At 69.8% G+C, this 24,553-nt stretch carries 27 protein-coding genes; 20 read left to right on the top strand and 7 right to left on the bottom strand.

From position 1 onward, the window contains the following. Positions 1 to 144 precede the first annotated feature (144 nt). Entirely contained in the window at positions 145 to 501 is a 357-nt protein-coding gene (locus tag ACYP53_RS16680) for a PRC-barrel domain-containing protein (protein ID WP_459647847.1), read from the top strand. Between the two features lie 27 nt (positions 502 to 528). After that, complete coding sequence (locus ACYP53_RS16675; RefSeq protein WP_459647846.1) at positions 529 to 693, top strand: hypothetical protein; 165 nt, start codon at positions 529 to 531, stop codon at positions 691 to 693. 455 nt (positions 694 to 1,148) lie between these two features. Here the strand turns inward: ACYP53_RS16675 and ACYP53_RS16670 are convergent, their stop codons facing one another. The 3 genes from ACYP53_RS16670 to ACYP53_RS16660 all read right to left on the bottom strand — a co-directional run bounded on the left by ACYP53_RS16670 (position 1,149) and on the right by ACYP53_RS16660 (position 2,528). Further along, the gene (locus tag ACYP53_RS16670; protein WP_387922982.1) at positions 1,149 to 1,511 is read right to left on the bottom strand and encodes a hypothetical protein; all 363 of its coding nucleotides are present in this window, start codon (positions 1,509 to 1,511) and stop codon (positions 1,149 to 1,151) included. Positions 1,512 to 1,594: 83 nt separating this feature from the next. Beyond that, complete coding sequence (locus ACYP53_RS16665; protein WP_459647845.1) at positions 1,595 to 2,017, bottom strand: hypothetical protein; 423 nt, start codon at positions 2,015 to 2,017, stop codon at positions 1,595 to 1,597. A 283-nt stretch (positions 2,018 to 2,300) separates the two neighbouring features. Further along, positions 2,301 to 2,528 (bottom strand): hypothetical protein, encoded by a 228-nt coding sequence (locus ACYP53_RS16660; RefSeq protein ID WP_459647844.1) that lies wholly within the window; start codon positions 2,526 to 2,528, stop codon positions 2,301 to 2,303. Between the two features lie 503 nt (positions 2,529 to 3,031). Between ACYP53_RS16660 and ACYP53_RS16655 the strand changes: the two genes are divergently transcribed. From ACYP53_RS16655 to ACYP53_RS16630, 6 genes are all read left to right on the top strand, one after another. Next, positions 3,032 to 3,235, top strand: a complete 204-nt coding sequence (locus tag ACYP53_RS16655) for a cold-shock protein (RefSeq protein ID WP_035850027.1) — start codon at positions 3,032 to 3,034, stop codon at positions 3,233 to 3,235. 359 nt (positions 3,236 to 3,594) lie between these two features. Next, a complete protein-coding gene (locus ACYP53_RS16650; protein WP_459647843.1) occupies positions 3,595 to 5,118 on the top strand; it encodes a DEAD/DEAH box helicase in 1,524 nt (507 codons plus the stop codon). A gap of 100 nt (positions 5,119 to 5,218) precedes the next feature. Continuing rightward, positions 5,219 to 5,599 carry a CBS domain-containing protein gene (locus ACYP53_RS16645; RefSeq protein ID WP_459647842.1) on the top strand — a complete coding sequence of 127 codons (381 nt, stop codon included), beginning with the start codon at positions 5,219 to 5,221 and terminating at the stop codon, positions 5,597 to 5,599. A 263-nt stretch (positions 5,600 to 5,862) separates the two neighbouring features. Next, positions 5,863 to 6,399 (top strand): DUF5994 family protein, encoded by a 537-nt coding sequence (locus ACYP53_RS16640; protein ID WP_459647841.1) that lies wholly within the window; start codon positions 5,863 to 5,865, stop codon positions 6,397 to 6,399. 222 nt (positions 6,400 to 6,621) lie between these two features. Further along, entirely contained in the window at positions 6,622 to 7,347 is a 726-nt protein-coding gene (locus tag ACYP53_RS16635) for a transposase family protein (protein ID WP_459647840.1), read from the top strand. Then, positions 7,344 to 7,607 carry an integrase core domain-containing protein gene (locus tag ACYP53_RS16630; RefSeq protein WP_459647839.1) on the top strand — a complete coding sequence of 88 codons (264 nt, stop codon included), beginning with the start codon at positions 7,344 to 7,346 and terminating at the stop codon, positions 7,605 to 7,607. Before ACYP53_RS16635 ends, ACYP53_RS16630 begins: the two co-directional genes overlap by 4 nt. Before the next feature lie 317 nt (positions 7,608 to 7,924). Here ACYP53_RS16630 and ACYP53_RS16625 read toward each other — a convergent pair whose 3' ends face one another. Then, on the bottom strand, positions 7,925 to 8,080 hold the full coding sequence (locus ACYP53_RS16625) for a DUF6131 family protein (protein WP_459647838.1): 156 nt from the start codon (positions 8,078 to 8,080) through the stop codon (positions 7,925 to 7,927). Positions 8,081 to 8,215: 135 nt separating this feature from the next. Continuing rightward, positions 8,216 to 8,452: a DUF6296 family protein gene (locus ACYP53_RS16620; protein WP_459647837.1), complete on the bottom strand. Its 237-nt coding sequence runs from the start codon at positions 8,450 to 8,452 to the stop codon at positions 8,216 to 8,218. A gap of 532 nt (positions 8,453 to 8,984) precedes the next feature. On the opposite strand from ACYP53_RS16620, the gene ACYP53_RS16615 reads away from it, so the two are divergent. The 8 genes from ACYP53_RS16615 (at position 8,985) to ACYP53_RS16580 (ending at position 13,802) form a co-directional block, all read left to right on the top strand. Continuing rightward, positions 8,985 to 9,113 (top strand): hypothetical protein, encoded by a 129-nt coding sequence (locus tag ACYP53_RS16615; RefSeq protein ID WP_459647836.1) that lies wholly within the window; start codon positions 8,985 to 8,987, stop codon positions 9,111 to 9,113. Between the two features lie 80 nt (positions 9,114 to 9,193). Next, a complete protein-coding gene (locus ACYP53_RS16610) occupies positions 9,194 to 9,538 on the top strand; it encodes a PRC-barrel domain containing protein (protein WP_459647835.1) in 345 nt (114 codons plus the stop codon). Positions 9,539 to 10,041: 503 nt separating this feature from the next. Next, a complete protein-coding gene (locus tag ACYP53_RS16605) occupies positions 10,042 to 10,551 on the top strand; it encodes a hypothetical protein (protein ID WP_459647834.1) in 510 nt (169 codons plus the stop codon). Between the two features lie 90 nt (positions 10,552 to 10,641). Further along, positions 10,642 to 10,815, top strand: a complete 174-nt coding sequence (locus tag ACYP53_RS16600; RefSeq protein WP_380431687.1) for a CsbD family protein — start codon at positions 10,642 to 10,644, stop codon at positions 10,813 to 10,815. A 68-nt stretch (positions 10,816 to 10,883) separates the two neighbouring features. Continuing rightward, positions 10,884 to 11,756: a DUF1206 domain-containing protein gene (locus ACYP53_RS16595; RefSeq protein WP_459647833.1), complete on the top strand. Its 873-nt coding sequence runs from the start codon at positions 10,884 to 10,886 to the stop codon at positions 11,754 to 11,756. Between the two features lie 237 nt (positions 11,757 to 11,993). Beyond that, positions 11,994 to 12,827 (top strand): YhjD/YihY/BrkB family envelope integrity protein, encoded by an 834-nt coding sequence (locus tag ACYP53_RS16590; RefSeq protein ID WP_459647832.1) that lies wholly within the window; start codon positions 11,994 to 11,996, stop codon positions 12,825 to 12,827. Continuing rightward, complete coding sequence (locus tag ACYP53_RS16585; protein ID WP_459647831.1) at positions 12,824 to 13,252, top strand: hypothetical protein; 429 nt, start codon at positions 12,824 to 12,826, stop codon at positions 13,250 to 13,252. Before ACYP53_RS16590 ends, ACYP53_RS16585 begins: the two co-directional genes overlap by 4 nt. Positions 13,253 to 13,457: 205 nt before the next feature. Continuing rightward, the gene (locus ACYP53_RS16580; protein WP_459647830.1) at positions 13,458 to 13,802 is read left to right on the top strand and encodes a hypothetical protein; all 345 of its coding nucleotides are present in this window, start codon (positions 13,458 to 13,460) and stop codon (positions 13,800 to 13,802) included. A 211-nt stretch (positions 13,803 to 14,013) separates the two neighbouring features. Here ACYP53_RS16580 and ACYP53_RS16575 read toward each other — a convergent pair whose 3' ends face one another. Continuing rightward, on the bottom strand, positions 14,014 to 14,202 hold the full coding sequence (locus tag ACYP53_RS16575; protein WP_459647829.1) for a hypothetical protein: 189 nt from the start codon (positions 14,200 to 14,202) through the stop codon (positions 14,014 to 14,016). Positions 14,203 to 15,326: 1,124 nt separating this feature from the next. Between ACYP53_RS16575 and ACYP53_RS16570 the strand changes: the two genes are divergently transcribed. From ACYP53_RS16570 to ACYP53_RS16555, 4 genes are all read left to right on the top strand, one after another. Continuing rightward, on the top strand, positions 15,327 to 16,730 hold the full coding sequence (locus ACYP53_RS16570) for a hypothetical protein (protein ID WP_459647828.1): 1,404 nt from the start codon (positions 15,327 to 15,329) through the stop codon (positions 16,728 to 16,730). Between the two features lie 509 nt (positions 16,731 to 17,239). Beyond that, positions 17,240 to 17,575 carry a hypothetical protein gene (locus ACYP53_RS16565; RefSeq protein ID WP_459647827.1) on the top strand — a complete coding sequence of 112 codons (336 nt, stop codon included), beginning with the start codon at positions 17,240 to 17,242 and terminating at the stop codon, positions 17,573 to 17,575. Between the two features lie 125 nt (positions 17,576 to 17,700). Beyond that, positions 17,701 to 22,137: an RICIN domain-containing protein gene (locus tag ACYP53_RS16560; RefSeq protein WP_459647826.1), complete on the top strand. Its 4,437-nt coding sequence runs from the start codon at positions 17,701 to 17,703 to the stop codon at positions 22,135 to 22,137. Positions 22,138 to 22,211: 74 nt separating this feature from the next. Further along, the gene (locus tag ACYP53_RS16555) at positions 22,212 to 22,622 is read left to right on the top strand and encodes a hypothetical protein (protein ID WP_459647825.1); all 411 of its coding nucleotides are present in this window, start codon (positions 22,212 to 22,214) and stop codon (positions 22,620 to 22,622) included. A 414-nt stretch (positions 22,623 to 23,036) separates the two neighbouring features. On the opposite strand, the gene ACYP53_RS16550 is transcribed toward ACYP53_RS16555, so the two are convergent. After that, the gene (locus ACYP53_RS16550) at positions 23,037 to 24,413 is read right to left on the bottom strand and encodes a transposase (protein WP_459647824.1); all 1,377 of its coding nucleotides are present in this window, start codon (positions 24,411 to 24,413) and stop codon (positions 23,037 to 23,039) included. Between the last annotated feature and the right edge of the window lie 140 nt (positions 24,414 to 24,553).

The raw sequence follows: 24,553 nt of genomic DNA, 5'->3' as shown, positions 1-24,553 counted from the left end.
ACGGAGGAGGGGTGCCGACTGCTGGTGTGGTTGGAACGGGCGCGGGAGTTGGTGTCCGCCCGCAGACGGGGGCACCCTGAAAGATGCAGATCACCGGCCACGGGCCCGGCCCGCGCCCGGCACAGCGGCTTGAAGGGAGCCTCGATGATCCAGGTAGGGGACATCCGCGAGTGGCGCACCCACGACGTCGTGGACGTGGGGGGCCACAAGATCGGCACGCTGGAGGCGATCTACGTGGACACCAGCACCGACGAGGCGGCCATGGCCACTGTGCAGGTCGGACTGCCCACCCGCCACCGCCTGGTCTTCGTACCCCTCGACGGAGCAACGGTGGGTCCGGGATACGTCAAGGTCGTCTACGACAAGGCCCTGGTGAAGGACTGCCCCGCGATCGGCACGGACGACGTCCTGCCCGCCGAGGACGAGGAAGCGGTCTTCCGGCACTACAACCTCGCCTACCAGAGCGGCGCCGCAGGCGAGCGCCAGCTCGCCCGGCGCTGACCAATCACCCGGCCAAGGAGGCATGTCATGGCCCTGTTCCTCCTCGTGGTCCTCATCGCCATCGTGCTCGGCCTCGTCGGCGCCGTCGTCCACGGGCTGATCTACCTGCTCGCCATCGGCATCGTGCTCCTCCTCGCCGACGTGGCCTTCCTCGCCGTGCGCTCGACCAGGCACCGACGCGCCCTGCGCTGACAGTCCGCCCCGCAACACTCGGCCCCCGCCGCGGTCTCGGACGCACTCCGACGTGCACCCGAGACCGCCTTCGCCTCGCAGATCCCCCTCCTGGACGCCACCATCGAAGCCGGCCGCCAGCACACCGGCGCCGCCCTCACCAACCTCACCGGCGAGCCCTGACGTGCCGCGTGCTGACCCAACTCCCCCACGGCTACGCACTCCTGTACGGCCGCGCCGACCTGCCCGCCGCCTAGCGAAGCGAACAGCGGCAGGTCGCACCGCGAGAGCCGCCCCGTCAGGCTCAGCACCCCCGGGCCGGCCTGGAGCCGGGGTGACGCTCCAGCGGCTTCCAGACCGCAGGTTGGCGCGGCCCGGCTCCTCGCTCCGCTCACAGCCTGGCGATCGGACTCACGACCAGCCCGCCTCACCCGGCTCCAGCCTCGAAGCGGGCACTTGGCCTCCTGCTCACCGTCTCAGGTGTCGGAGTAACCGAGGTCCCCGATTGTCCAGCTGCTGATGTCTTCGATGGCGATGCGGTACATGCCGCCGGTGTGGGGGAGGGCGAAGTTGCCCTGCAGGATTTTCGCGCGGTGGAGGTGGAGGTGCGTGGGCCGCGCGGGCGGGCCTTCGGCGGGCGGCGCAAAGAGGGCGGCGAACGGCTTCAGGTGCTCAGAGGCCTGGAGGACCTCCGCAACCCGCTCCCACCACAGGGAAATCGGCGCGAGCCTGCCGGTGATCACTGCACCGGGGACCACCACGGTCAAGGACATCTGGTTGCTGTGCTCGGACTCGACCATCGCGGCGATGTCGACGAGCAGCCCGTCAGGGTTCGACATGAGTCCCAGATTAGGACACGGCGGTCGGTGTCCGGGAGTCCACCCCAAGGCGGTGACTGCGGTGCGTGCGGGGTGTCGCCGGCCTACGCAGCCGGGCTTCGACGGGCCCCCGCTGCCGCGAAGGCAGGCCGGCTGCTGCGCGGCGCACGGCATGACGGCTGGCCCGTGAGGGCCGGGGTGGTGCCGGAATCGCGCTGGCCCACAGTGACGAACAGCTCGGTTCCATGGGTGGCGGCGGTGAAGCCCGCGGAGTTGAGAACCTCCGACAAGGCCAGGGTGAGCGCACTGCGGATGCCGCGGAACTCGGTGCGTCCGGCGGCGTCGACGGAATGCGGGGAGGCGTGGAGCGTCGGCCCGATCAGGTCCTCGCCCGGCCGCCATCCCAGCACCAGGCCGGCACCCGGGCGCACCCGTACGGAGAGGCCGGCCGCCTTCGGCTGTGCCAGCTCGAACCCTCGGAGCGAGAGCACTTCACGCACGGACTCAAACAGAGGTTTGTCATCCACGCGACGATTCTGGCGCCCGCACGATCAGCGCACAGCCGACGGTGACTGATCGTCATCTGCCGTTCCGGCTGCCGCCGGGGCAGGGACCGGCGGGGCCCTTTCGACATGGCCATCGGGATCAATGGCCGGGGCAGGAGCCCCGGATGATGCCGAGGTGACGGTGCGCCGTCGCCTCGGCGCAGGGACCACCCGCGAGCGGTGCGGCACGATCGGCCCGAGAAGCGCGGGGTGCCCGGGGTGCCCGGGGTGCCCGGGGTGCCCGGGGTGCCCGGGGTGCCCGGGGTCAGAGTTTGAACATCGCGGCGTACGGCTGGGTGATGCGCTCCCGCCGCGATCCGAAGTCGACGAGTACGGCGATGTCGCCGTCGCCTTCGACGCCGATGGCCCGGCCGAGGCCGTAGCGGTCGTGGGTGACTCGGTCGCCGACGGCGAACCGCTTGAGCGGCGCCTGGACCCGGACTTTGAAGGGGCTGGTGGGCAGGGGCCGGCGGACTGCTGCTGATTTCGTCATTCCTTGCAGTATGCGCCGGAAATCGCGGGAGCGGGGCCTTTCGGTGGAACTCGAATGCGGACGGGCAGGAATTCGAATCGTGCCGTCCCCTGCCTCCACCGGAACCGGTGGCGGGGCCGACCCGGGCCCGCAGTGGCAAGAGTCCACGCGGCGTACCTCGGGACTCGCCCTGGTCGCACTGCCAGTGAAACCGCCGCCCCGGACAAGCACTATGCCGTCAACCACCCCGCCCGCAGCGAGCGTTGGCGTCCCTGGCGACTCGGGGGCGGCGGGCCCGAGGGGAGGCCCCTGCAAAACCGGGAGTGAAATAATCCACCACGGAAGGCCGGGGCCTGCTAGAGTCGTCTTAGTTGCAGTAGTGGTTCCCATGAACTTTGTGTGCGCCTGCTGATGTTTCGCGGGCGCATTTCTGTTTCCCGGCTCTTCCCCGGGTGGGTCATCATCGCGGCACTCGAGGCCCGCACTGTGCGTGTTTCGGACAGCCCCTTGAAGGAGATTTCTTTATGGCTAATGGCACTGTGAAGTGGTTCAACGCGGAAAAGGGCTTCGGCTTCATCGAGCAGGAGGGCGGCGGCGCTGACGTCTTCGCCCACTACTCGAACATCAACGCCAACGGCTTCCGTGAGCTGCTCGAGGGCCAGAAGGTCGAGTTCGACGTCACGCAGGGCCAGAAGGGCCCGCAGGCCGAGAACATTCGTCCGCTGTAGTTTTTCTGCCGAGGCACCCGCCTGGCAGCGAGGGGCCCGCGCCGCGTACAAGCTCGGTGCGGGCCCTTCCGCTTTGCTCATCCCCGGCCGTTCAGGCCCCCTGGCTTCGCCACTGGCGGCCATCCCCACACGAGACGCCCGGCGCCGCGTCCGGATCGGCGCCCTGCCGTGAGATCCCACGGTTCGAGGTTCGCGCTCCCGACCTTCTCGGTGAGCACCGACCGCAGGTGACGTGCCGCACGGTTCTTCCGTCCACGCCCCGCCCGCCACACGTTCTGGCCCGTTCCTTTGCGGTCTCCGCCGGCGCCCCGCGCTGCGGAGCCTTCCTCGTGACGTGCCGCCCCGAGGAAGGTCTCCACATGAACCGCTCCCGTCGCTCCTCGCACCAGAGCTCCAACTCCCGCTCCGGCGGCGCCGGCCACGGATCCCGCTCCGGCGGCAGTTCCTTCTACGGCGACCGGCCGGCCGGCGGCCGCAGCTCCTCCGGCCGGAGCGGCCGTCAGGGCTCCTCCCCGCAGGGCGAGTTCGCGATGCCGGTCAGCACCACCCCGGCGCTGCCGGCCGTCGAGTCGTTCGACGAACTGACCATGCCCAAGGCGCTGCTGTCGGTGCTGACCCGCCAGGGCGTCACGACGCCGTTCCCGATCCAGGCCGCGACCCTGCCGAACTCGCTGGCCGGGCGTGACGTCCTCGGACGGGGCCGCACCGGCTCCGGCAAGACCATCGCGTTCGGCCTCGCCGTGCTGGCCCGCACCGCCGGGCAGCGGGCCGAGCCGCGGCGCCCGCTGGCACTCGTGCTGGTCCCCACCCGCGAGCTCGCCCAGCAGGTGACCGAGGCGCTCACCCCCTTCGCCCACGCGGTGCGCCTGCGGATGGCGGCCGTGGTGGGTGGCGTCTCGATCGGGCGCCAGGCCCAGGCGCTGAACCGTGGGGCGGAGGTCGTGGTGGCCACCCCCGGCCGGCTCAAGGACCTGATCCAGCGCGGCGACTGCCAGCTCGACGGCATCGGCATCACGGTGCTCGACGAGGCCGACCAGATGGCCGACATGGGCTTCCTGCCGCAGGTCACCGAGCTCCTCGACCAGGTCGCCGAAGGCGGCCAGACGATGCTGTTCTCCGCGACGCTGGACCGCAACGTCGACCGGCTTGTGCGCCGCTTCCTCAAGGACCCGGTCACCCACTCGGTGGACCCGTCCGCGGGAGCGGTCAGCACGATGGAGCACCACGTGCTGCACGTGCAGAACTTCGACAAGGACGCCACGATCGCCCACATCGCCTCCCGCGAGGGCGGGGTGATCATGTTCACCGACACCAAGCACGGCGCGGACCGCCTGGTGGACGACCTGCTCGCGAACGGGGTGAAGGCGGCGGCCCTGCACGGCGGCAAGTCCCAACCGCAGCGCACCCGCACCCTGGAGCAGTTCCGCAACGGCCAGGTCACCGCACTGATCGCCACCAACGTCGCCGCGCGCGGCATCCACGTCGACGGCCTCGACCTGGTCGTCAACCTCGACCCGCCGGCCGACCACAAGGACTACCTGCACCGCGGCGGCCGCACGGCCCGTGCGGGCGAGTCCGGCACCGTCGTCACCCTCGTCCTGCCCAACCAGCGCCGCGAGATGGCCCGCATGATGGCCACCGCCGCCATCACCCCCATCACCACCAGGGTCAGCGCCGGCGACGAGGAACTGGCCCGCATCACCGGCGCCCGTGTCCCCACCGGCATCCCCACCGTGATCGCCGACCCCGTCACCGAGCGCTCGCGCCGCAGCTCGGCCACCAGTCGTGGCCGCCGCAGCCGCCCCGTCCACGTCGGCCGCAACCCGCGGGCCGCCGCCGACTCGCGCAGCGCGGCACCGAGGCGAGTCGTCCTCGCCGCGTAGCACACCGCACGGGTCCGGACCGCGGTACGGCCGGCCCACCCCCACCGCAGTGCCCGGACCGCCGCCACCACCGGCGGGAGCGACGCGAAGGAGTCCGCCCATGACCACCACCCTCGAACGCCCCACGGCCACCACCACGGTCAGCGACCTCATGACCACACCTGACCTGCAGATCAGCGACGACGTCACCGCCGACACCGCGACGGACATCCTGAACGGCTCAGGTGCCGACCACGTCCTGGTCCGCGACGACGACGGCCGCTGCGCAGGGCTGCTCACCCGCCTGCACCTCGCGCCGTTCCAGGCCCGGTCCTGGTACACCGAACGCACCGCCGTGCGCGACATCGCCCTCGACCGCGCCCCGTTCGCCACCCCCGACATGCCTGCCGCCGCCGCGGCCAACGCCATGCGCGCCCGCGGCCTGACCACCTGGCCGGTGGTCGACCACGACGGCCACGCCATCGGCCTCTTCAGCCTCTAGGAGCAGCGGCCGGCGCCGACGTGCCGGCTTCCACTCCGCTGTGGGCACCTGCCGCGCCGGCTCGGCCGAGGAAGGTGACGCCGGCCTCGCCGTCGACATGTTCTCCGGCCGTGCCCCGGCTCCTGCCGTAGTGGGTCTGACACCGTGTCGGAGTAGGCTGGACTTACCGAAGGCACTTCGTGAACTGGCCCCGATACTGGTTTCGTCTCCGGCGAGCACCAATCCCGGGCCCACGTGAGTGGGTCCGGAGACGGGTCCATGACATGACTGTCGCCCTCGATCGCTTGCAACCCGCTGAGGTACCCGCACAGCCGGGTGCTGCACCGGCCCTACGGCTCTCACTCACCCCCGACGGCGCCTCCCGAGGCCGCCTGGACGGAGCCTGGTGGCCGCGCTCGTACGATCTCCTCACCGAACTACCCTCGCTCGCGGCTGAGTTGGATGCGCGGTGGGGGCGTGTCACGCGCGTCGTGCTGAACCCCACCCACTGGCCCGTGATCCCCCGCCTGATCCCTGTCGCCGGCCACGTGGTCCACGGCGGCTGGTTCCTCAAGGAGCAGGACGAGAACGAGGTCATGGTGCGGTCCTACGCACCTCGGCGCCTGGATCTGCTGGTCGTCCCGCCGCACACCGGCGAGGCCGAGGCAGCCGACCTGATGAGCGCCGCGGCCGATCCCGCGAACACCCGCACGGCGAGCGAACTGCTCGTGGGGTGGCCGGCGGTAGACGGCATGGCGGCCGCCGAACCGGACGGGCCGAAGCGCGTCTTCCCCGGGCTGTCGCTCACCGCCACCTCGTAGTCGCCGCCACCCGGCGGCCAGGTCACCCCCGTGGACACTTCGGGCAGCGACCTGGCCGTCGGGTGGCGCAGCGCGACGCGACCGCCGAGGGTTCGGCGCGCTCGCGAACGAGAACATCGACCGCGAGTTCGTCCCGCTCGGCCCTCATCTCGTCCGACCGCTTGGCCAGCCGTTCCTCCAGCTCGTCCGATTCCGCGCGGCGATCCGTTCGCAGGAGAAGCGGTGCTGCGGCATCAGCTGAGTGTCCTCGAACGCGGCAGGCCGAAGCCGCCCGTCACCATCGGTGACCGGGCCGTGATCGCTGCCCTGGTCAGGCTACTGAGCAAGCGTCAGCACCTCAGCCTGAAACTCTTGATCAACCCGCGCACGGTCCTGCGCTGGCATGCGAGCCTGGTCGCGCGGAAATGGACCTACCCGCACCGAGGGCCGGGGCGGCCGGCGAAGCCCGAGGCACTACGCGCCCTGGTATTGCGCCTGGCCCGCGAGAACCACATCTGGGGCTATCGCCGGATCCACGGCGAACTGCTCAACCTGGGCTGGAAGGTCGCCGCCTCCACCATCTGGGAGATCCTGCAGCGGGCCGGGGTCGACCCGGCACCCCAGCGCGCCGACCGCTCCTGGGTAAAGTTCCTCTCGGCCCAGGCGGCAAGCATCCTCGCGGTCGATGTCTTCCACGTGGACACCGTGTTTCTCAGGCGCCTGTTCGTCCTGTTCTTCATCGAGCACGGCACCCGGCGCGTGCACATCGCCGGCGTCACCAGGCGCGTCGCCGCCGAGTGGGCCACGCAGCAGGCCCGCAACGTCCTGATGAGCCTGGACGACACACGCGCCACCGGAATCCGGTACCTGATCCGCGACAACGCCGGCTACTTCACCGAGGACTTCGACGCGGTCTTCAACGCCATCGGCGCCGTGTGGTGCCCATCTTGCCCGGCGTGCCCCGGATGAACGCAATCGCCGAGCGCTGGGTCGGATCCTGCAGACACGAGGCCTCCAGCCGCCTCCTGATCACCGGAGAACGCCACCTACGCCTCGTCATCGACGAGTACGCCGACCACCACAACCAACATCGGCCGCACCGATCGCTCGGACAGCGATGTCCGAACGATGTCGGGGCACCCGAACCGCCCGCAGTCGATAGCCCATCGCATGTCATCCGGAGCGACCGCCTCGGCGGCCTCATCCACGAATACGCGCAGGTTGCATAGGGTGACGCAGGTTTTCGGCACGCACACCCGCAAACTGCGCAACGTCAGACCGCCCCCTGACCCTCGCCATGGCGCGTGGTGTCACCGCAGGGCGCGACGGCCACGCGCCGAGCGCACGGCCAGGAAAACGACGTCAGCGACAAGGAGAAGAACACCGATAGCGAGCAGGTACAGCAGCCCGTGCACGACGAGGTCCTGGAGGCTCCGTGGAGCACGGCACCGCAGGCCCTGGCCTCCGGACGTGAGCAAGGGGGACGAGGCCGGCTGGTCTGGCGTGAGATTCGTGGAGCATTCGTCGGCTTACGAAGCAGGGGCTTCTACCAGTAGTGGCGCCGCCCGCGGACCGCGTGACCGAGCGATCCCATGATCCACAGGACGGCCCCGATGACAACGAGGATGATCCCGACGGTCCACAGGATGGCGATGTTGGCCACGAAACCGATGACGAGCAGGATGACTCCGAGGACAATCACGGTGTCCTCCGATCTTGCACGGCGCGGACCCCCTGACCAGCTGTTCCCCCGCTCACTACCTGGTCAAACGCTGCCGCTGGCCGCGAGGGGCTCCCTTTCACGGGCCGTTGACGGCCCGGGCAGGCCGGCGCGGGGTCATGGCAGGACAGTGGCGTGCAGGCACTGCATCTGGCCGTGGCCGGAGGCTGCTGTCAGCAGCTGCGCGACTCCGTCGTCGGTGATCTGCACACGGAAGTCCCCGGAGGCATCCGCGTAGACGGGCCAGCCGTCCGGCCCGGTGGCTGCGGTCAGGTAAACGGTCACAACCTCCGTCGGCGCCTGTGTGCCCGGGGCCCCGGGGAGCGTAACGGCGTAACGCTTGATCGGGGTCATGGGGAGTCGGCCTCCTCGCCGCGTAGGTGCCAGGCCTCAGCGCGAGACCACACGCATTGCGTGTCCCCGCGGTGTCTCCCTCCAGGGTAGACAGCCCGCACAGCGGCCCCGCCCGGCCGCCTCCGGCGACATCGCGTTGCCAGTCCAGCCCGGACCCGGCCTCGGGCTTGCCGTGCGGCGCGGCGGCACCAAGCTACGAAATGACGGGCCGGAGTGGGGAGAGGCGGGCTCGACCCGCAGTCGTGGTTGCCTCGCCCGGCCCTCCGATCTCCCGTCGGGGTGCGGCCCCTGCGACGCCCGGCGGCGCCGTCCAGGTGAGCGCCCCTCCCCGGACGGCGGCGCCCAGCGGCACAGCCACACCATCGGGGACAGGATCGGTACGAACGTATTCTGGAGTGAGGAACTGACGGTCATGGTGGAGCGCGCCTGCACAAGGGCAACACGCAGGTCATGTGCGTCCTGCCCGCCGGCCACCCACGCGGAGACGTCAGCGTCGTCGACGAACTCAACGACTGGTGGACCCGCCGCCGCTGTGGTGCACGATGCCGGGGCGGTCACCGTCGCCGTGTCCGCCGGTGAGCGTGTCCACTTCCGCCGCCTCGCCCACGGCGACTACTGGTTCGACGGCCACGACGGCCGCACCGGCTGCCTGCGCACCTGAGCCAGCCCGCCGTCTCACGGCGCGGGCGTACACGCGCCCATCCGACTCACTCTCCCGCCAGCAGCGGAACGAGGAACGCCATGTCGTACGACATCTGGGGCTACCCCGAGACCTCGCAGTACACGCCCGGTACAAGCCTGACCGGCTTCAAGGTCGAGGCCACCGACGGCCACGTCGGCAAGGTCGACGAAGCCACCTACGACGTCGGATCCGCGTACATCGTCGTCAACTGCAAGCCGTGGCTCATCGGCAAGCACGTGATGCTGCCCGCCGGCACCATCACCCGCATCAGCCACGCCGACGAGACGATCTACATCAGCCGCACCAAGGAGCAGATCAAGGACGCGCCCGAGTACGACCCCGACGTCCACAAGAACGACCCCACCTACCGCACTACCCTCGGCAGCTACTACGGCTCCCACTAGCTCTGAGCACAGTCGCCGGAAGGGGGTCCCTGCCCGGGCGGCCCCGGCCGCCCTCCCGGGCAGTACCCGCGCCCGGGACGGCTCACCGGATCAGCCGAGTGGGCCCTCTACCGTGGGACATGCGAACAACGCACACACCTGCCGGCCGCGGCAGTGAGATGGCGCACGGCCAACGCCCCTGGCCGTGCGCCACCTGGCTTTCCGGGTGGACAGGCCGCCTGGAGCCCAAGGGCCAGATCGTCATCGTCCTCAGAGCGTCCCAGCAGAGCGCCACCCCTGGTGACGTCGCAGGGTTGGAGACCGCCTCGCCGCGGCCGAGGACCCGTCTGGCCACCCTGGACAGCGGCCGGACCGAACCCAGGGCCCCGTCCGGGTCGCGGCACTTGTCCCGGCGTGCGGCTGGCGCCCTGTCCCGCGTCGGTCACGCTGTCCCTGGTCGGCTGGATTCCCGCACGGTGCGGTTCTACCGTGGACCTAGGCAGTGCACATCTCCGGAGCGCGCCATGATCATCATCATCGGGCTCATCATCCTGGTCGCCGCCGTCGTCGTCGCAGTGGCCGGCGTCCTCACCAACACCGGCAGCGGACACGCGCTCGCCGGCGGGTTCGAGGTGTTCGGCTACCACGTCACCGGCTCCACCGGCACGCTGTTCCTCTACGGCCTCATCCTCGGGGCCCTGGCCATGTTCGGCCTGAGCGTGCTCCTGAGCGGGGCGCGCCGCACCGCCCGCCGCGGCCGCGCCGCACGCCACGGACTCAAGGAGTCCCGCCGGGAGACGGCCGCCGCCGGCAGGGACCGCGACGAGCTCATCGGCCAACGCGACACCGCCCGCTCGCAGACGGCCGCCGCGAGTAGGGAGCGCGACGAGCTGATCGGCAAACGCGACACCGCCCGCGCAGACCCGGCGGACGCCCAAGGCAACCGTTCGCCCGACGACGACCGCCCTGCCCACCCGGGCGACGGCCACCGAAGCTGGTCGCACCCGTTCGGACACCGAGCCGCCCACCGGTGAACCGCCGCCACCCACGCGCAGACGCCGACCGGCAGGCCGCAGGCCCTCGCGAGCGCACCCCAGCAGACAACCCTCGAAGGGTGGCCACCCATGAGTATCGCCAAGAAGATCGCGCACAAGGCCGAAGCGGTCAAAGGCGGCGCGAAGAAGACCGTCGGCCGCGTCACCGGCAGCCGGCGCCTGCAGGCCGAAGGCCGCGGTGACCAGATCAAGGGCAACACCAAGCAGGCCGGAGCGAAGATCAAGGACGCCTTCAAACACTGACCACCACGCCCCGCCGGGCCGGCTGTACGGGTTTGCGTCGTCCGGTCCGGCACGGGGAGGTGCCATCTATGGCCACGAGAAACGGTCCTTCCGCACAGGACAAGTCCCAGGGGCAACGCCTTGCCGACAGCCGCGCCATGGACATCACGGCCAGGGTCGGACTCGGCGCCAGGGGCGTGATCTACGTGCTGGTGGGGGTCCTGGCCGTGCAGATCGGCTTCGGTCATAAGAGCGGCCAGCAGGCCGAGCGATCCGGCGCGGTAGGGACCATCGGCGAGCAGCCGTTCGGCCGGGTGCTGCTGTGGGCGCTGGTGGTGGGGCTGGCGGCGATGGCGCTGTGGCGGCTGTCCGAGGCCGTGTTCGGGCCGACGGGGCCGGGCGGTGGCAAGTGGGCCGTGCGCCTGGGCTTTCTGGGGTTGGCGGTGTTCTATGCCGTGGTCGCCATCGGCGTGGTGCAGACCGTCCTGGTCGGTGGGTCCTCCAGCAACCGCTCCAGCAACCAGACCTCCAAGGAGTACACCGCCAGGGTGCTGGGCTGGCCCGGTGGCAGGGTGATCGTCGGAGCGGTCGGAGCCGTCCTGATCATCGTGGGCGTTGTGATGGCGGTGCGCTCCGCGATGCGCAAGTTCGAGAAGAACCTCCAGACGGACAAGATGAGTGAACGAACACGCCGTGTCGTCGCAACGCTGGGCATCGTCGGTGGTGTCGCGTGCGGCGCCGTCGCGGCGGTCGCCGGCCTGTTCGTCCTGCTGGCCGCGGTCAAGTTCGACCCCAACCGTGCCAAGGGCCTGGACGAGACGCTGCGTTCGTTCGCGGACACCCCGGCCGGGCCGGGACTCCTCGTCGCCGCGGCGGTCGGCCTCGTGCTGTTCGGCCTCTACTCGTTCTGCGAAGCGCGCTGGCACACGGCCGCCGAACACCCGGACTCGCCCGAGCGGTAACGACAGGCACCTCGGCCAAGCAGCCGACCGGCCCCCCAGCCTCCGGCTCCGCGGCCGCGCCCCGGGCCGACGTGAGCGACACCGGCAGCCCGCTGTTCCGACGGACCCGCGCAAGGGCGCTCGATCCCACCCGCTACGGCTGCGGTCCGCCCCGCCGAAGCCCGGCCGGCTGCCGCGCTGCCGGCTCCGGCCGCGCCGTTGGCACGGCGCCGCGATCGACCGTGGTAGTCAACACCCATGTCGATGAAGTCTCCCGATCCCGAGGGCCGTTCGTCCCTGTTCGGGCGGCTGCGCCGCGTGGTCGGCCGCTCGACGGCCGGACGCGGATGGAAGCGGGGCAGCACTCTCGAGCTGTGGCAGCGGTCGCTGGGTCTCGCGGCACTCGGATTCCTCACGCTCGTGCCGCTGCTGATCGTCGTCACAGCGGCCGACCCGGCGAACGGACAGGGCTTCGCACAGTGGCTGGGCGAAGTGATCGGCGTGTCGGCGACCTCCAGGAAGAAGGTCGAGCAGCTGATCGCCCTGCCCGGTCAGACCCTGCGGACCACGACGGCGTTCAGCCTTGCCGCCCTGGCCGTCTTCGGCCTGTCGTTCGGGGCGGTGGTGCAGACCACCTACGCGAAGATCTGGGGCCTGCCACCGGCCCGCTGGTGGGCCAGGTGGCGGCACGTGCTGTGGCTCGCCGCGCTCATCGGGCTGCTCCTCCTGTCCGCCACCACCACCCTGTGGCGACGGACCCCGGCCGGCGGCTTCGCCGCCGTGCTGACCGCCACCCTGTTCACCTGGTGGTCGCAACACCTGCTGCTCGGCGGACGGGTTCGCTGGAGAGCCCTGCTGCCCGGCGCAGTGGCCACCACGGTCGGGCTGCTCGGCCTGCGACTCTTCTCCCGGCTCGTCTTCTCACCGCTGATCGCCACCAACACCCTCGCCTACGGCCCCATCGGAACCGTCCTCGTCATCCAGTCCTGGCTCGTCGGCGTCGGCGCCATCGTGTACGGCGGCGCACTGGCCGGCCGACTTGTCCACGAAGAAATCCCCCGCGCGACAGGTGCGCTGAAACGACGAAGGTGAGCACCTCCTCGGCAGGGCCGCTGATGCGGGCTTCGGCGAGGGCTGCGCCTGCGGGTATCGCAGCGGGCGACATCTGCTGGCATGCTGGGGAAAATTGCGCCCGCGTACAGGAGGGGACCGGCGATGCCTCTGCCGCCCACCCGAGGATCGTCTCCGGGCAGGTTGGGGTGACGGGCTGGGTGGTCGGAGCCGTCGGCGGACCGGGAAAGCCGGAGCGTCTGCTGGTGGTGCTCGGCGACGGTCGGCGACTGGTGAGCCGCGAGCTGTCCGGGCAGGAGCAGGCGGAGCTGGGGCCACCGGTCGCCGGGCGACTTCGGGAGCCGAACTCGGGCACGCGGTCACTTGTGCACTGGCTGCGTCCGGTGCTGGCCGTCGTCGTCGAACTGGAGGCCGGCGAGGTGCGCCGAATCGCGTTGCCCAACTGAGTGATCCATCGGCGGTGGGCCTGCGCGCTCCGTCTTTCCACCGCGGCGGGGGCCGCCGGTCAGCGCGGGACCCGTAGTGCTGTCGGCTTGGCAGACCCGGAGCTCGCGGGTGAGCGGCTACCTTGGTTCACCCGACTGCCGAGCGGCCATCGGGCCGGGAACGCACCCGGGGGCGGACTTCGTCGGGTGGACGTAGGTTGCGGGCATGACCAGTGACGAGACGACGATCCCGGCCGTGGGGGTGCGGCCGCTGGCCGAGGTGTTCGAGGCGATCGAGGCGGCCAACCGGCACCCGCAGCCATGGACCGGTTTCGACCACGGGGTCTTGGGTGCCTACCGGTGGGCCGCCGGGGCCCAGGTAGCGGCGCCCCTCACCGCTGCCGCCGCGCTCGGAGCCGCAGGGCCGTGCCGGGCGCAACTGCTGGCCGAGTGCCAGGCCGCCGCTGTCCGCCTGCGCGATGCCCTGGAGGGAAGTGCGGATGCCGAGTACGCCCTCGGTGCCTACCAGGCGCTGGCCTGGCTCTGTGGACACCACGAAGACCACCCCTGACGAGCACCCCGCGGGGCGGTGCCGTCATGCCTGCCCTGCGATGCCTGATCCCGCTCCCCCAGCCTCACCAGCGCGCCCCTACAACGTCCGCTGCCTCACCAACGCACCAGAAATTTAGAGACACCAATAACAGCCCGCGTAACCCAACGGGAAGGACGAGTCTTCAACGCTCAGCTTCAATGAACGCCTGACATCGAGAGCGCTGATTGACTCAGTTATCGACAGCGTGCGGCAGGTGATGTGAGGTTGCGCCGCCGATTCCTCTTGGTCCTTGTATCGATTCTCCCAGCAGAGCCAATATCGCCTCCAATTTCTCGGCAGTCCATGCCGGCGACACAGCAAGCTGCTCCTCGACCCAGGCATCAATCAACCCGTCCAAGCCATCTCCAACGGTGCCCATATAGCGACTCTATGGCATCGACTGTCTCTCCTTGCGCGTGACCAGTGCGAGGTTCTCCTTCCAAGCGGCGGGATAGCAAGGTTGGCCGACACTCACCCGAGGCCGCGCCTCCCATCGTCTCCGCGCGCGTTCACGATCAGTAGCACCGCGCGGCCCAGGCCGCGGGGTAGCCGACTCGATCTCGTGGTCTCCGCTCGGCACTTCTCACGGCTTCTCATCGTCAAGGCCGCCGCGTGTGCACTGGTTGTGAAATGATCTTCCCCGGGACCCACGTTCCCGCAGGTCAGAGGCTTGTTCGATCAGAACTACGACCTCTAAGACCCCCTCTGGCCTGCGGAAATGCAGTTTAGTCTCTCGTCGTTTCCGCAGGTCAGGCAGGGTGCTGACCTGCGGAAACGCGTGGAGGGTGGTCGGCTGCAGTACCTCTGGGGCTCACGATGTGAAATGAGTGTGAAATGAGCAGGGGTAGATCGAACTCGCGATGACGCCTTCTTGCCCTTGCCAGCACTGGGCAGTACGCCATCTCGCTACCTTCAGTAGTCATCGCTCGCGGCTCCCGACCCGGCAGGTTCGATCTCTTACCGGCACTGCGCCCCCTCGGGCGAGGTGTCACCCGTGCTCGCCAAGCAGCGGAGCCCGCAGCCATCGCCGTCATCGGGCCGCGCCGGTTCAGCACGCGGCTGATCGGGATTCCGGCCAGCGCGGAGATCAGCAGCGCCGCCGAGAGCCCCGCGGTGGTCGTCCGGGCGAACCGCCCAGTGGACCGGGGCCCCCTCCCCCAGAGCTCCGAAAAGACGAGCGGTGGTGCGTCCTGGGCTCAGGCTGCCGCCGGAGCGGGTCCGGACAGGTGGGGAGGTCCAGTTGCACCGTACGACCGCACAGCTGCTGGGCCTGCCCGGGGTCGTGCGAGACGAGCAGCACCCCAGCGACCAGCACCAGACCACCGCATCGGTCAACCTTGCTTAAGGCGGACACTATTGGCGCAACCTCAGATATTCTGACCGGCTGTCCACTCGGCAGCATCCTGGCGGACGGAGGCGCGCTCACAGATGAACCCTGACAAGCAGTTCGACTCCCACACTCCCCTAACCCCGCCCCACGGATGGAACGCTCCCGGGAAAACAGTGATCCTGTACGACGGTGAACTCACCGGGTTCAAGCAGGGGCCGCGGCAAGGCCGGGTCGAGCTCACCTTCGGAGCCAGATCCAGCCTGGAGTGGGCGGTCGAACCGCGCGAGGAGGACTACTGGGGGCTGGACGACAGCGGCTCCGAGATCACGACAGTGGACCGCACGCCGGCCATCGCGTTCACCGCCAACACCCGCCGCAACCAAGCCGGATGGATCAACTCCACCCAGCTGGGAGACCAGAAGATCCGCCTGGGACGGCTGGTGGCGCAGTGGGTGAACCTGCCACTGTCCGAAGGCAACGCGCTCCTGGGGGAGAGAAACGGCGAGCGCACCTCTCCCTGGAGGGGGCGGTGGTCCGTCGACATCGACGGATGGACGGTGAGCATCGACCAGCGCCCCGACCTCTCGGACGCCCTGCGGACCGCTACCGATCAGTTCACCTCCGTCCTGACGCACGTCATGGAACTCAAGCGCACGAACGGTGAGGAGTTCTCCCTCGCCGAGGGCAGAGAGGTCCTGGAATGCCTCCGCGTCAGTCTGTCGTTCGGGTTCGGCCGCAAGGTCGTTCCCGCACTCCCCATCGGCTACAACACGAACGGGGAGATCGTCTGGGAGCAGTGGTTCTCCCCCCTCCTCGACCGGGCCCAGACCATCGGATCGGGATGGCTCCACGATGGCAGTCCCGGCGACTGCGCCGAACTCGTCACCCGCGCCCTGCGGGCATTCAGCGACCCCTCCCTCAAGGGCACCACGCGCTTTCAGATGCAGATGGCCACTGAAGCAGTGGCCACCGGCTTCGTCGAACAGCGAATCCTTTCCGCCGCACCTGTATTGGAGAGCCTCGCCTGGACCAAACTGGTCCTGGGGAATCTGATGACGCGGGAGGATTTCAAGAGCTGCCACGCAGAGGACAAACTGCGCTATCCACTGACCTGCGCTGGCGAGCCGACCTCGATCGCCCCGGCCTCCCTCCCCGCGCTGGCCAAGTACGCAGCAGACCGCCGAATCGACGGCCCCACCGCCGTCACCCGCATCCGGAACCAGCTGGTCCACCCCGAGATCATCGCCGACGCCCTATACATGCACGAAGGACTGGCATTCGAAGTCTGGCGCCTCTCCCTGCACTACGCGACCCTGATGGTCCTCCACCGCATCGGCTACCGCGGCTCCTACCAGAAACAGCTGCAGCTCGGAGGGTGGGCCGGGGACACCCAGCCCGTGCCGTGGGTGAATCCGACAACAGCGCCCACAACGTCTCGTCGGCTCGTGCGCTCATCCGTCTCGTCTCTCGCCTCCTCGCGGCGCGCCGGATCGACCTGGCCCACGACCCTCGGCGATCCGACTTGCGGCCATCACGTGGCATCAAATGACGCATCATCAGAACATCCAGACCGATAGATCGTCGGAGCCACCTGCGCGGTCGCGACGGCGTCGGCCCGGGACGTCCGACCACCTGCAAAGCCACACGAGGCCAGCCGCACCTACGGTGTAGTCGAAGATGTGTCTTGTTCAGGCCTCTATGCGCTTCTAGGTCAACTCATATGCCGGGCCGCCACGACGATCCTCTGCATCAAACAGAAGCCGTCGGCGGCGGTTGCAGGGCCTGCGCACCGCCAGATGAAAGCCGTTGACCTTAAAGGTTCCTGAGTGAATACTGAGCGTCCGCATGCGGAGCAGTGACGTGTTCCGGCTTCGTTTGCGCCCCCGCTGTAGCCGGGGGGGGTGGCCGCTGCCCAGGGGGACGGGTATCGCGGTCGAGTGGTCGGCATGCACGCGCTGGGGGGCCCGTGTACCGGTTCGCGCGCGTGCGTGCCCTGAGACAGGGGATTCCGTTCGTGAAAATACCAATCCTCCGCGCCCGGCCTCGGGTTCGGAGAGCTCTTCCACGGCTGCTGGCCGTCACGGCGATGCTGACTGCTGGAGCGCTGGGCGCTTCGAACGTCCAGGCGCTGGCGGCGGACCAGCCGCCAAACCCGCCCGTCTCTGTGGACGCCGTGCAGTACCGGCAGGACCAGTGCCTGATGTCGGACGTGCTGCGGATGGGCGGCCCGGCGATGAAGCAGTTGGCCGTGACGGCGCTCGACGGCACGCCGGCCCAGCTGCACGCCGCGGCGGACACCGACACCCGGTTCCACAGCACGGCGCTGCACGATGCTTACCTGGCCGACAGCAAGGCGGTGCGCGACAAGGCAGACGAGCTGAACGGCCGCCACGTCCAGTGGGAGGGACCACTGCGGGCCTGACGCCGCCGGGGTCGGGGGCGGGTTTCCAGTCCGAAGCGGACTTCAGGCGGGCGCCCGGGTCCGGGGGTGATGCGCGGGGGGACTTCTTCGACCAGACCGGCCTCGGGCCCTGGCTCGGCAAGCGGATGTTCACCACCGAGGGCGACGTCATGAAGGTCGTCACGCCCACGCCGTCCGCGGATTCGGTCAAGGCGGCCAAGGCACTGGGCGATGCGCAGTACGGCGGGCCGCAGCCGGATGGGAGCGACCCGGACTACCTGCGCAAGGCCGGCGAGCACCTGCTCTGGGAGCAGGACCAGGTCGGATTTTCGCTGAGTTCGGACGACATCCGGCTCTTCCTGCAGTACGGCGGCTTCCCGAGGAGTGTTCCGCAGGACGGTACGGCCGAGTTCCGCGTCGCGGTGGAGGACCTGAAGACGCGCTACGCCTCCTGCGACAGCGGCAACCCGGACAAGGTCGACGCCAACAAGGTGCTCGGCCCACAGGTCCAGGCGGCCACCGCTGAGTGGCAGTCGGAGATCGCCGGCCAGCAGGTGCAGCGTGACGCGGTGCTCGCCGCGAGCCAGAAGGCCACGGCGGCGCTGCAGAAGGGCTCGCAGGCCCTGGGCGAGGCACTGGCCCAGTCGTGGTTGGCCGATCACCTGAGCCGCTGGCAGGGGTACTGGCTGCCGGGCGGCAAGGGCACCCAGGGCCAGGGCCCGGTCGTCTACCAGTTGCACAGCTCGCCGGACCAGTGCCTGGACGTGCCGCGCGCTGACCCGAGCGACGGCAACGACGTGGAGCTGTGGACCTGCAACGGCGGTGCCAACCAGAAGTGGATACCTGGTTGGGACGGATCGCTGGTCAACGTCGCCACCAACAAGTGCCTGGACGTGGTCGGCAGCAACGGGCCACCGCGCAACGGCACCAAGGTGGAGATCTGGACGTGCAACGGCGGTGTCAACCAGAAGTGGCAGTTCACCACAACCAGCGGCAAGACCCGTCTGCAGTTGGCCGGTACGAACCTCTGCATGGACATGAACACTCCGCGTGGCACCTCCGCCTCGCAGGTGTGGGAGTGCAACACCACCTGGCCGCAGCAGTTCGACGCCCAGCAGGACAACAGCGGCACCGGCACCGGCACGGACAGCCCGAACTACCCGAAGCAGGCCCAGTTCGACGTGGCGCAGGCCGCGCTGGGGGCCGCTCAGGAGGCGGCGAAGGCGCAGTTGGACATCGTCCGGCAGCAGGCGCCGATCGCGCGGCAGGCGGCGACGGACACCTCTGCCGCGCTGCAGCAGGCGTACGCGATCGCCGATGCCGTCGGTCAGCCGCGTGGGCGTGGTCTGCTGGCCGCGCAGCAGGAGGCGCAGGCGACGCTGGCGTCGGCGGCGGCCGTGGACGCGGAGGTGAAGGCGGCCGAGACCGCGTACAACGCGACGATGGCCTCCGGCGCGGACAGCCAGACCCTGCAGCAGCTGGCGCAGACTCAGCTGCACACCGCGCAGGCGGCGTTCCGCACCGCCGCCGCGCAGGCGGCGGCCGACCAGGCGAAAGCCGCGGCCGACGGCGCCGCAACGCAGGCGAAGAGGGCGGCGCAGGCGGTCAAGGACGCCCAGGCGGCGCTGACCACTGTCCAGGCCGCCGAGCAGACCGCGAAGCAGGCGGCCGACACGGCGAAGACCAAACGGGCTGCGGCCGAGGCTTCGAAGGCCACCGCGGCGGACGCCAAGGACAAGGCGGCCGCCGCCCAGACCAAGACCGCGACCGACCGGGCCACCGCGCAGACCAAGGCTGATGCGGCGAAGACGGCAGCGGACGCCGCGAAGGCGGCCGGGGCCACGGCGGCGCAGAAGCGTGGCGCGGCCCAGACGGCCGACACCGCCGCGCAGGAGGCGCGGCGCAAGGCGTGGGAGGCCGAACAGGCGCACAACGCGGCGCAGGCGAAGGCAGAAGCCGCCAACGCCGACGCCGCGGCGAAGGCGTCGGGTCCCTACGCCCAGGCGGCCAAGGAGGCGGCCACGGCCGCCGGGGCGGATGCCACCACCGCGCAGACGAACGCCGATCAGGCGTCGAAGGCGGCGACGCAGGCCGCCACGGACGCGAAGACGGCGAATGCCGAGGCGACCCGCGCCGAGGGCGCGGCGGCCCAGGCACAGAGCGAGGCGAACGACGCCAACGCCGCCAAGGCGACAGCCGATCAGGCGGTCCGCACCGACCAGCTCGCGGTCGCAGACGCAAGCGCGGCTTCCGGGGACGCGGCCGCGGCCGCGACCACGGCGCAGAACGACGCCGCGACGGCACAGGCGCAGGCAGATTCGGCGAAGTCGAATGCCTCCCAGGCCTGGGCCCAGGCCAGTCAGGCCCAGGCCACCGCCGCCTCGGCCGCGGGTTTCGCCTACGCGACCGCTCAGGCCGCAGGTGCGGCCTCGGCCTCGGCGAAGCAGGTGGTCGCGCCGGCCAACGACGCGATCCAGCTCGGAGCTCCCTACCAGGAGAGCGATGCCTCGGCGGGCCTGGCCGTGCTGACCGGTCAGGCGACCAAGACCATCGCCGAGCAGCAGCAGGCCGTTGCGACGGTCAAGGCCGCTCAGGCCAAGCAGGCCGCCGATCAAGCGGATTCGCTGGCCAACTCCGCGACGGGCGACGCCCAGGTGGCCGACCAGGCCGCGGCACGTGCTGCCGGCTTCGCGGCGACGGCGAAGGGCTCGGCGAGCGAGGCCCTGGTCTCGGCCGCCACCGCCGCACAGGCCCTGGCCGACGCGCTCGTCTCGCAGACCAAGACGGTCGGCTACGACAGCCAGGCCACCGCGGATGCGGCGGCGGCCACGGCCGCGGCCAAGGGCGCGGCCAGCGACGCGAACGCTGCCCGCACATCGGCCGTCACCGCCGCGGACGACGCGGACAAGGCGAAGGTCGCAGCCAGTGACGCGCAGTCCGCCGCAGCCGCCGCGCGCGCTGCTGCGGCCCAGGCGGAGAGGGATGCCAAGGCCGCGGCCGCCGCGGCCAAGGACGCCCAGTCCCAGGCGGCCGCCGCCCGGCAGTCCGCACTCAACGCGGAGAAGCTCGCGGCCGCAGACCAGGAGGCCAAGGCCCGCGCGGACGCCCAGAAGGCCGCCGCGGACCAGCAGACCAGCCTGCAAACCGGCGGTGCCACCAAAACGCCCAATGTGTTCACCCAGCAGACGGTCACACCGATCGGCGATCCGACCCCCGACAACGAGTGCAAGCTCTCCGGCGCGCTGAGTTTCTGCGACGTCACCTTCACGCTCCGGTTCAACGTCCGGATCGACTTCTACAGCCACCTGCCCCGCGCCCAGACCTCGGACATCCCCGGGCCCGCGGCGTACTACGACATCGTTTGGCTCGGCAGCACCACCACCGAGGTCGACCGCAAGGTAACCCAGCGCTTCACCGAGTTCGGGATCTTCCTCAAGCTTGCCAAGGCCGTGATCGAGGCTACGGCCCAGAGCATCGCCAAGGACGCCGACGAGTGCAGCCGCAGCGGCGGCACCTCGCCCAGCTGCATGGTTGGGCTGACCTTCCTGCCCGGTGGAAAGGCGGTCAAGGGCGCCGAGATGGCCCTGCAGACAGACAAGGCCATCACCACCGGTGTCGACATCGAGAAGGTCCTCGCAGCCGTCAAGGCCGCCGACATCGAAGCCGCCACCGCCGCCCAACTCACCCGGGAACTGGAGGCGGCCGAGCGGGCGTTCGCCAGCTGCGCAACGAACAGCTTCCCGGCCGGCACCCAGGTCCTGCTCGCCGATGGTTCACATAAGGCGATCGAAGCCGTCCGTAGCGGCGACCGGGTTCTCGCCACCGATCCGGAAGTCCGGACCTCGCGGGGCGAACCAGTCACCAACACCTTCTCCCACAACACGGAGCACCTGGTCACGGTCAGTTTCGACCATGGCGGCCGTTTCGAGACCACGGCGTGGCACCGCGTTTATGTTCCACAGCGCGGTTGGACCTTCGCAATCGACCTGCATGTCGGCGATCAGCTTCTCTCACCAGACGGTGTGAAGCAGGTCGTTACCGACCTGCGCGACGAGAACGGCATCGCCCCAACCCGAGTCTATGACCTGACGGTCAGCAACCTTCACACCTTCTACGTGCTGGCCGGCAATGCCCCTGTCCTGGTCCACAACGCCCTCTGCCCCAAGCAGATCGCCTATGACAGCGACGAGCTCAGCACGGCCGCGTTCGAGTACCGGCTCAAATCAGGATACTGGGATGGTGATCGAAATGTGGCTGTTGCCCGGGTGCGAGGCTCAGACGGCAAGCTGCGGTTGGTCTATGGCAACAGCAGGTCCATGGAGGAGCACGCCGAGATGAAGATCCTCGATCAGCTTGCGGCAGACGACAAGGTCATCGAGCTCTACACCGACCGAGCCCCGTGCCCGGACCTTTGCGCGCCGATGTTGAGTTCCGACGAGCGGACAAAGACCGCGACGATCACCTACGTGATCCCGTACGCCTCTCCGTCCGCACCGGGAGGTAGGACGTTGAACTCGGCCTGGGCTGACCACCTGGCTGACCTGGTCAAGCAGGCAAGGCACCGCCGAGGGCTCCCGTCGTAAGGCAGCGTGCCTGCCGCGCTACTACATCGCACAATGGCTATGCAGGTTAAGACCTCTATTTGGAAGGACTCAGGATGCCGCCCGAGCGCGTAACTGCAGGGGAGGAGGCGGTGCTTGAACAGCTCGCTGCCGAAGTCGAGGCTGATCTGCGCTACGTCGGCCTACCAGTTCTCTCGACCGGCGACTGTTGGACGGGTGGGAACGTGGGCTCATCGACCTTCATCGTTTTCTACGATCCGAGCAAGGACGAGTCCGGTGGGGTCTTTGTTCGCTGGGCCCTCAGCGATGAGGTCAAGAACACGATCGTCTTCTCGCCAGAACTCGCCGCCGAACGGGCCATCCCCTTGGGTAGCATCACTCTTGAGACTATGACCGACGCAGTCGGACGGATTCTCGCCGTGGCCGGATGGGTAGTGGACCGGACTTTGATCGGCGTCCACGAGTCGGCGATCAAGATCCAGCAGAAGGCTCCCACCGAACTCTGACCCACGTGATCCTCGAAACTTCTGAAGCCGCCTCGCCACGCTACGGCAGGGCGGCTTCAGTCGTAACCGCCGTATGGTCCGAGGTCTGAGCTTGCCCCTGTCGGGGATCTCGTTGTTCGGATGCTGATGATCACGACGGTGCGTCGGTCCCTTGGGTGCAGGCCGTCGATGAGACTGACGAGGGGTGAGCGACGTCGGTGCGTCCCCATTCGGGTGCCGGTGCCCCGGCGTTGACCGTGCGAATGGCGCGGGATCCCACACACGGCGGTGCACGGTTGATCCGACGCCGTGGTTCCGTGGCGGACACCGGCCGCGCGGTCCAAGCAAGGGGCCGCCGTCACGGGGACGAGACGAAGCTTCAATTGCGGGACAGCCCTTAGCTTGACTCTGTCGGGGATCTTGGTCGTTTCCGCGTCAGCTGATGGCTCGCCAGGAACGTAGGCGCGGGATGCCGTGCTGGTCGAGGTGCTCCTGGAAGGCCGTCGGCCGTCGTGGAGGCGGGCTTTCGTCGGGAGGCTGCTTGCTGAGGCGTTCGATGTTGACGGCGATGGCGGTGAGTACGTGTTGCAGGTGTGCCTTGGGCTGTCCGCGGTAGCGGCAGCGGCGCATGCCGTGGCCGTGGGCGAACTCGCAGATGGTGCCCTCGATGCACTTGGCCCGGACCGGGCAGGGCCGGCACTGGCTCTTGGTGAAGCGGGCGACGATCAGCGGGGCTGCGGTCGGTGAGGAGGTCGGGTAGGGGCCGTGCCAGCCGGCGCTGGTCTGTCCTTGCGGGCAGGTGACCTCCTGGCGGTCGAAGTCGATCCGGAAGTCGTCGCGGGCGAAGCCCTCGCTGCGGCGGTGCTGGCGGGTGGGGTTGCCGGGCAGTGGTCCGACGACGGTGACACGGTGTTCGCGCGTCGCCTGTTCCAGGTGGGGCAGGGAGGTGTAGCCGCCGTCGACCAGGTGCTGGTCGGGCAGCAGTTCCCGGTGTTCCAGCCGGGCGTGGATGCCTGGCAGGACCTCGGTCTCTGCGCTGGTCGCGGGCATGGTCGCCACGTCGGTGATCACATTGGGGCCCTCGCCGGAGCAGGTCTCGGTCACGTGCGCGAGGAACCCGGTCCAGCGGGTGACCTGGCCGCGGCGTGCGTAGCGGGCGGTCGGGTCGTAGGGCGAGACGATCCGGCGGGCCGAGGGCGGCAGGCCGCTGCCGTCGTCATCGTCGCGCCAGCGAAGGCGACCGGCGGGGTCCCAGTGGTAGTTCTGCACCAGGATCTGCCGCAGGGCCTGGACTTGAGGGCCCGCGAGCAGGGACGGGTGGTTGCGGTGGAGGTGTTCGAGCAGGTGGCGGGCGTCCTCGCCGGTGGTATTGATCCGGGTCTTGGGCCGGGTGGGATTCTTGCCCAGGCGCACCGGGCGGCCGTAGCGGCGGCCCCAGTCCTCGCCGACCAGGCCGTCCAACGCGTGGCCGGCGGTGCGGGCGAGTTCCTCCAGGGCCGCGCGCACGGCCTCGGTGACCAGCTCCAGGCGGGTCAGGTCGCGGACAGTGGCCAGGACGTGGGTTGAGTCGGTGCGCTGGGTGGTGCGCTCCCGGACGAGTCCGGCCTCTTTCAGACGGGCCAGGGCGAGGTCGAGGAGGCGGTCCGCCCGGCCGTCCTGGAGCAGGCGGTCGCGGAAGTCGGTCAGGACACTGTGGTGGAAGCCGGGGTCGTCGAGGTCGAGGCCGAGCGCGTATTTGAAGTCGATGCGGCAGCGTACGGCCTCGGCGGCGTCCCGGTCGGACAGGCCCAGCAGGAACTGCAGCACACTCACCGTGGCCAGTTGGGGCGGGCGAGAGCCCGGGGCGCCCGTCGCGCGGGTACCAGTCGGCGAAGTCCTCGTCCCGCCACAGGCCGTCGAGTCGGTCGCGCACCCACATCGCCGTCGTACCAGCGGGGTTGCTGGCCCGTGCC

Source organism: Kitasatospora sp. Ki12, from assembly GCF_054601375.1.
The sequence above is the reverse complement of the archived record's forward strand: the minus strand, read 5'-3'. Positions and strand labels throughout refer to the sequence as shown.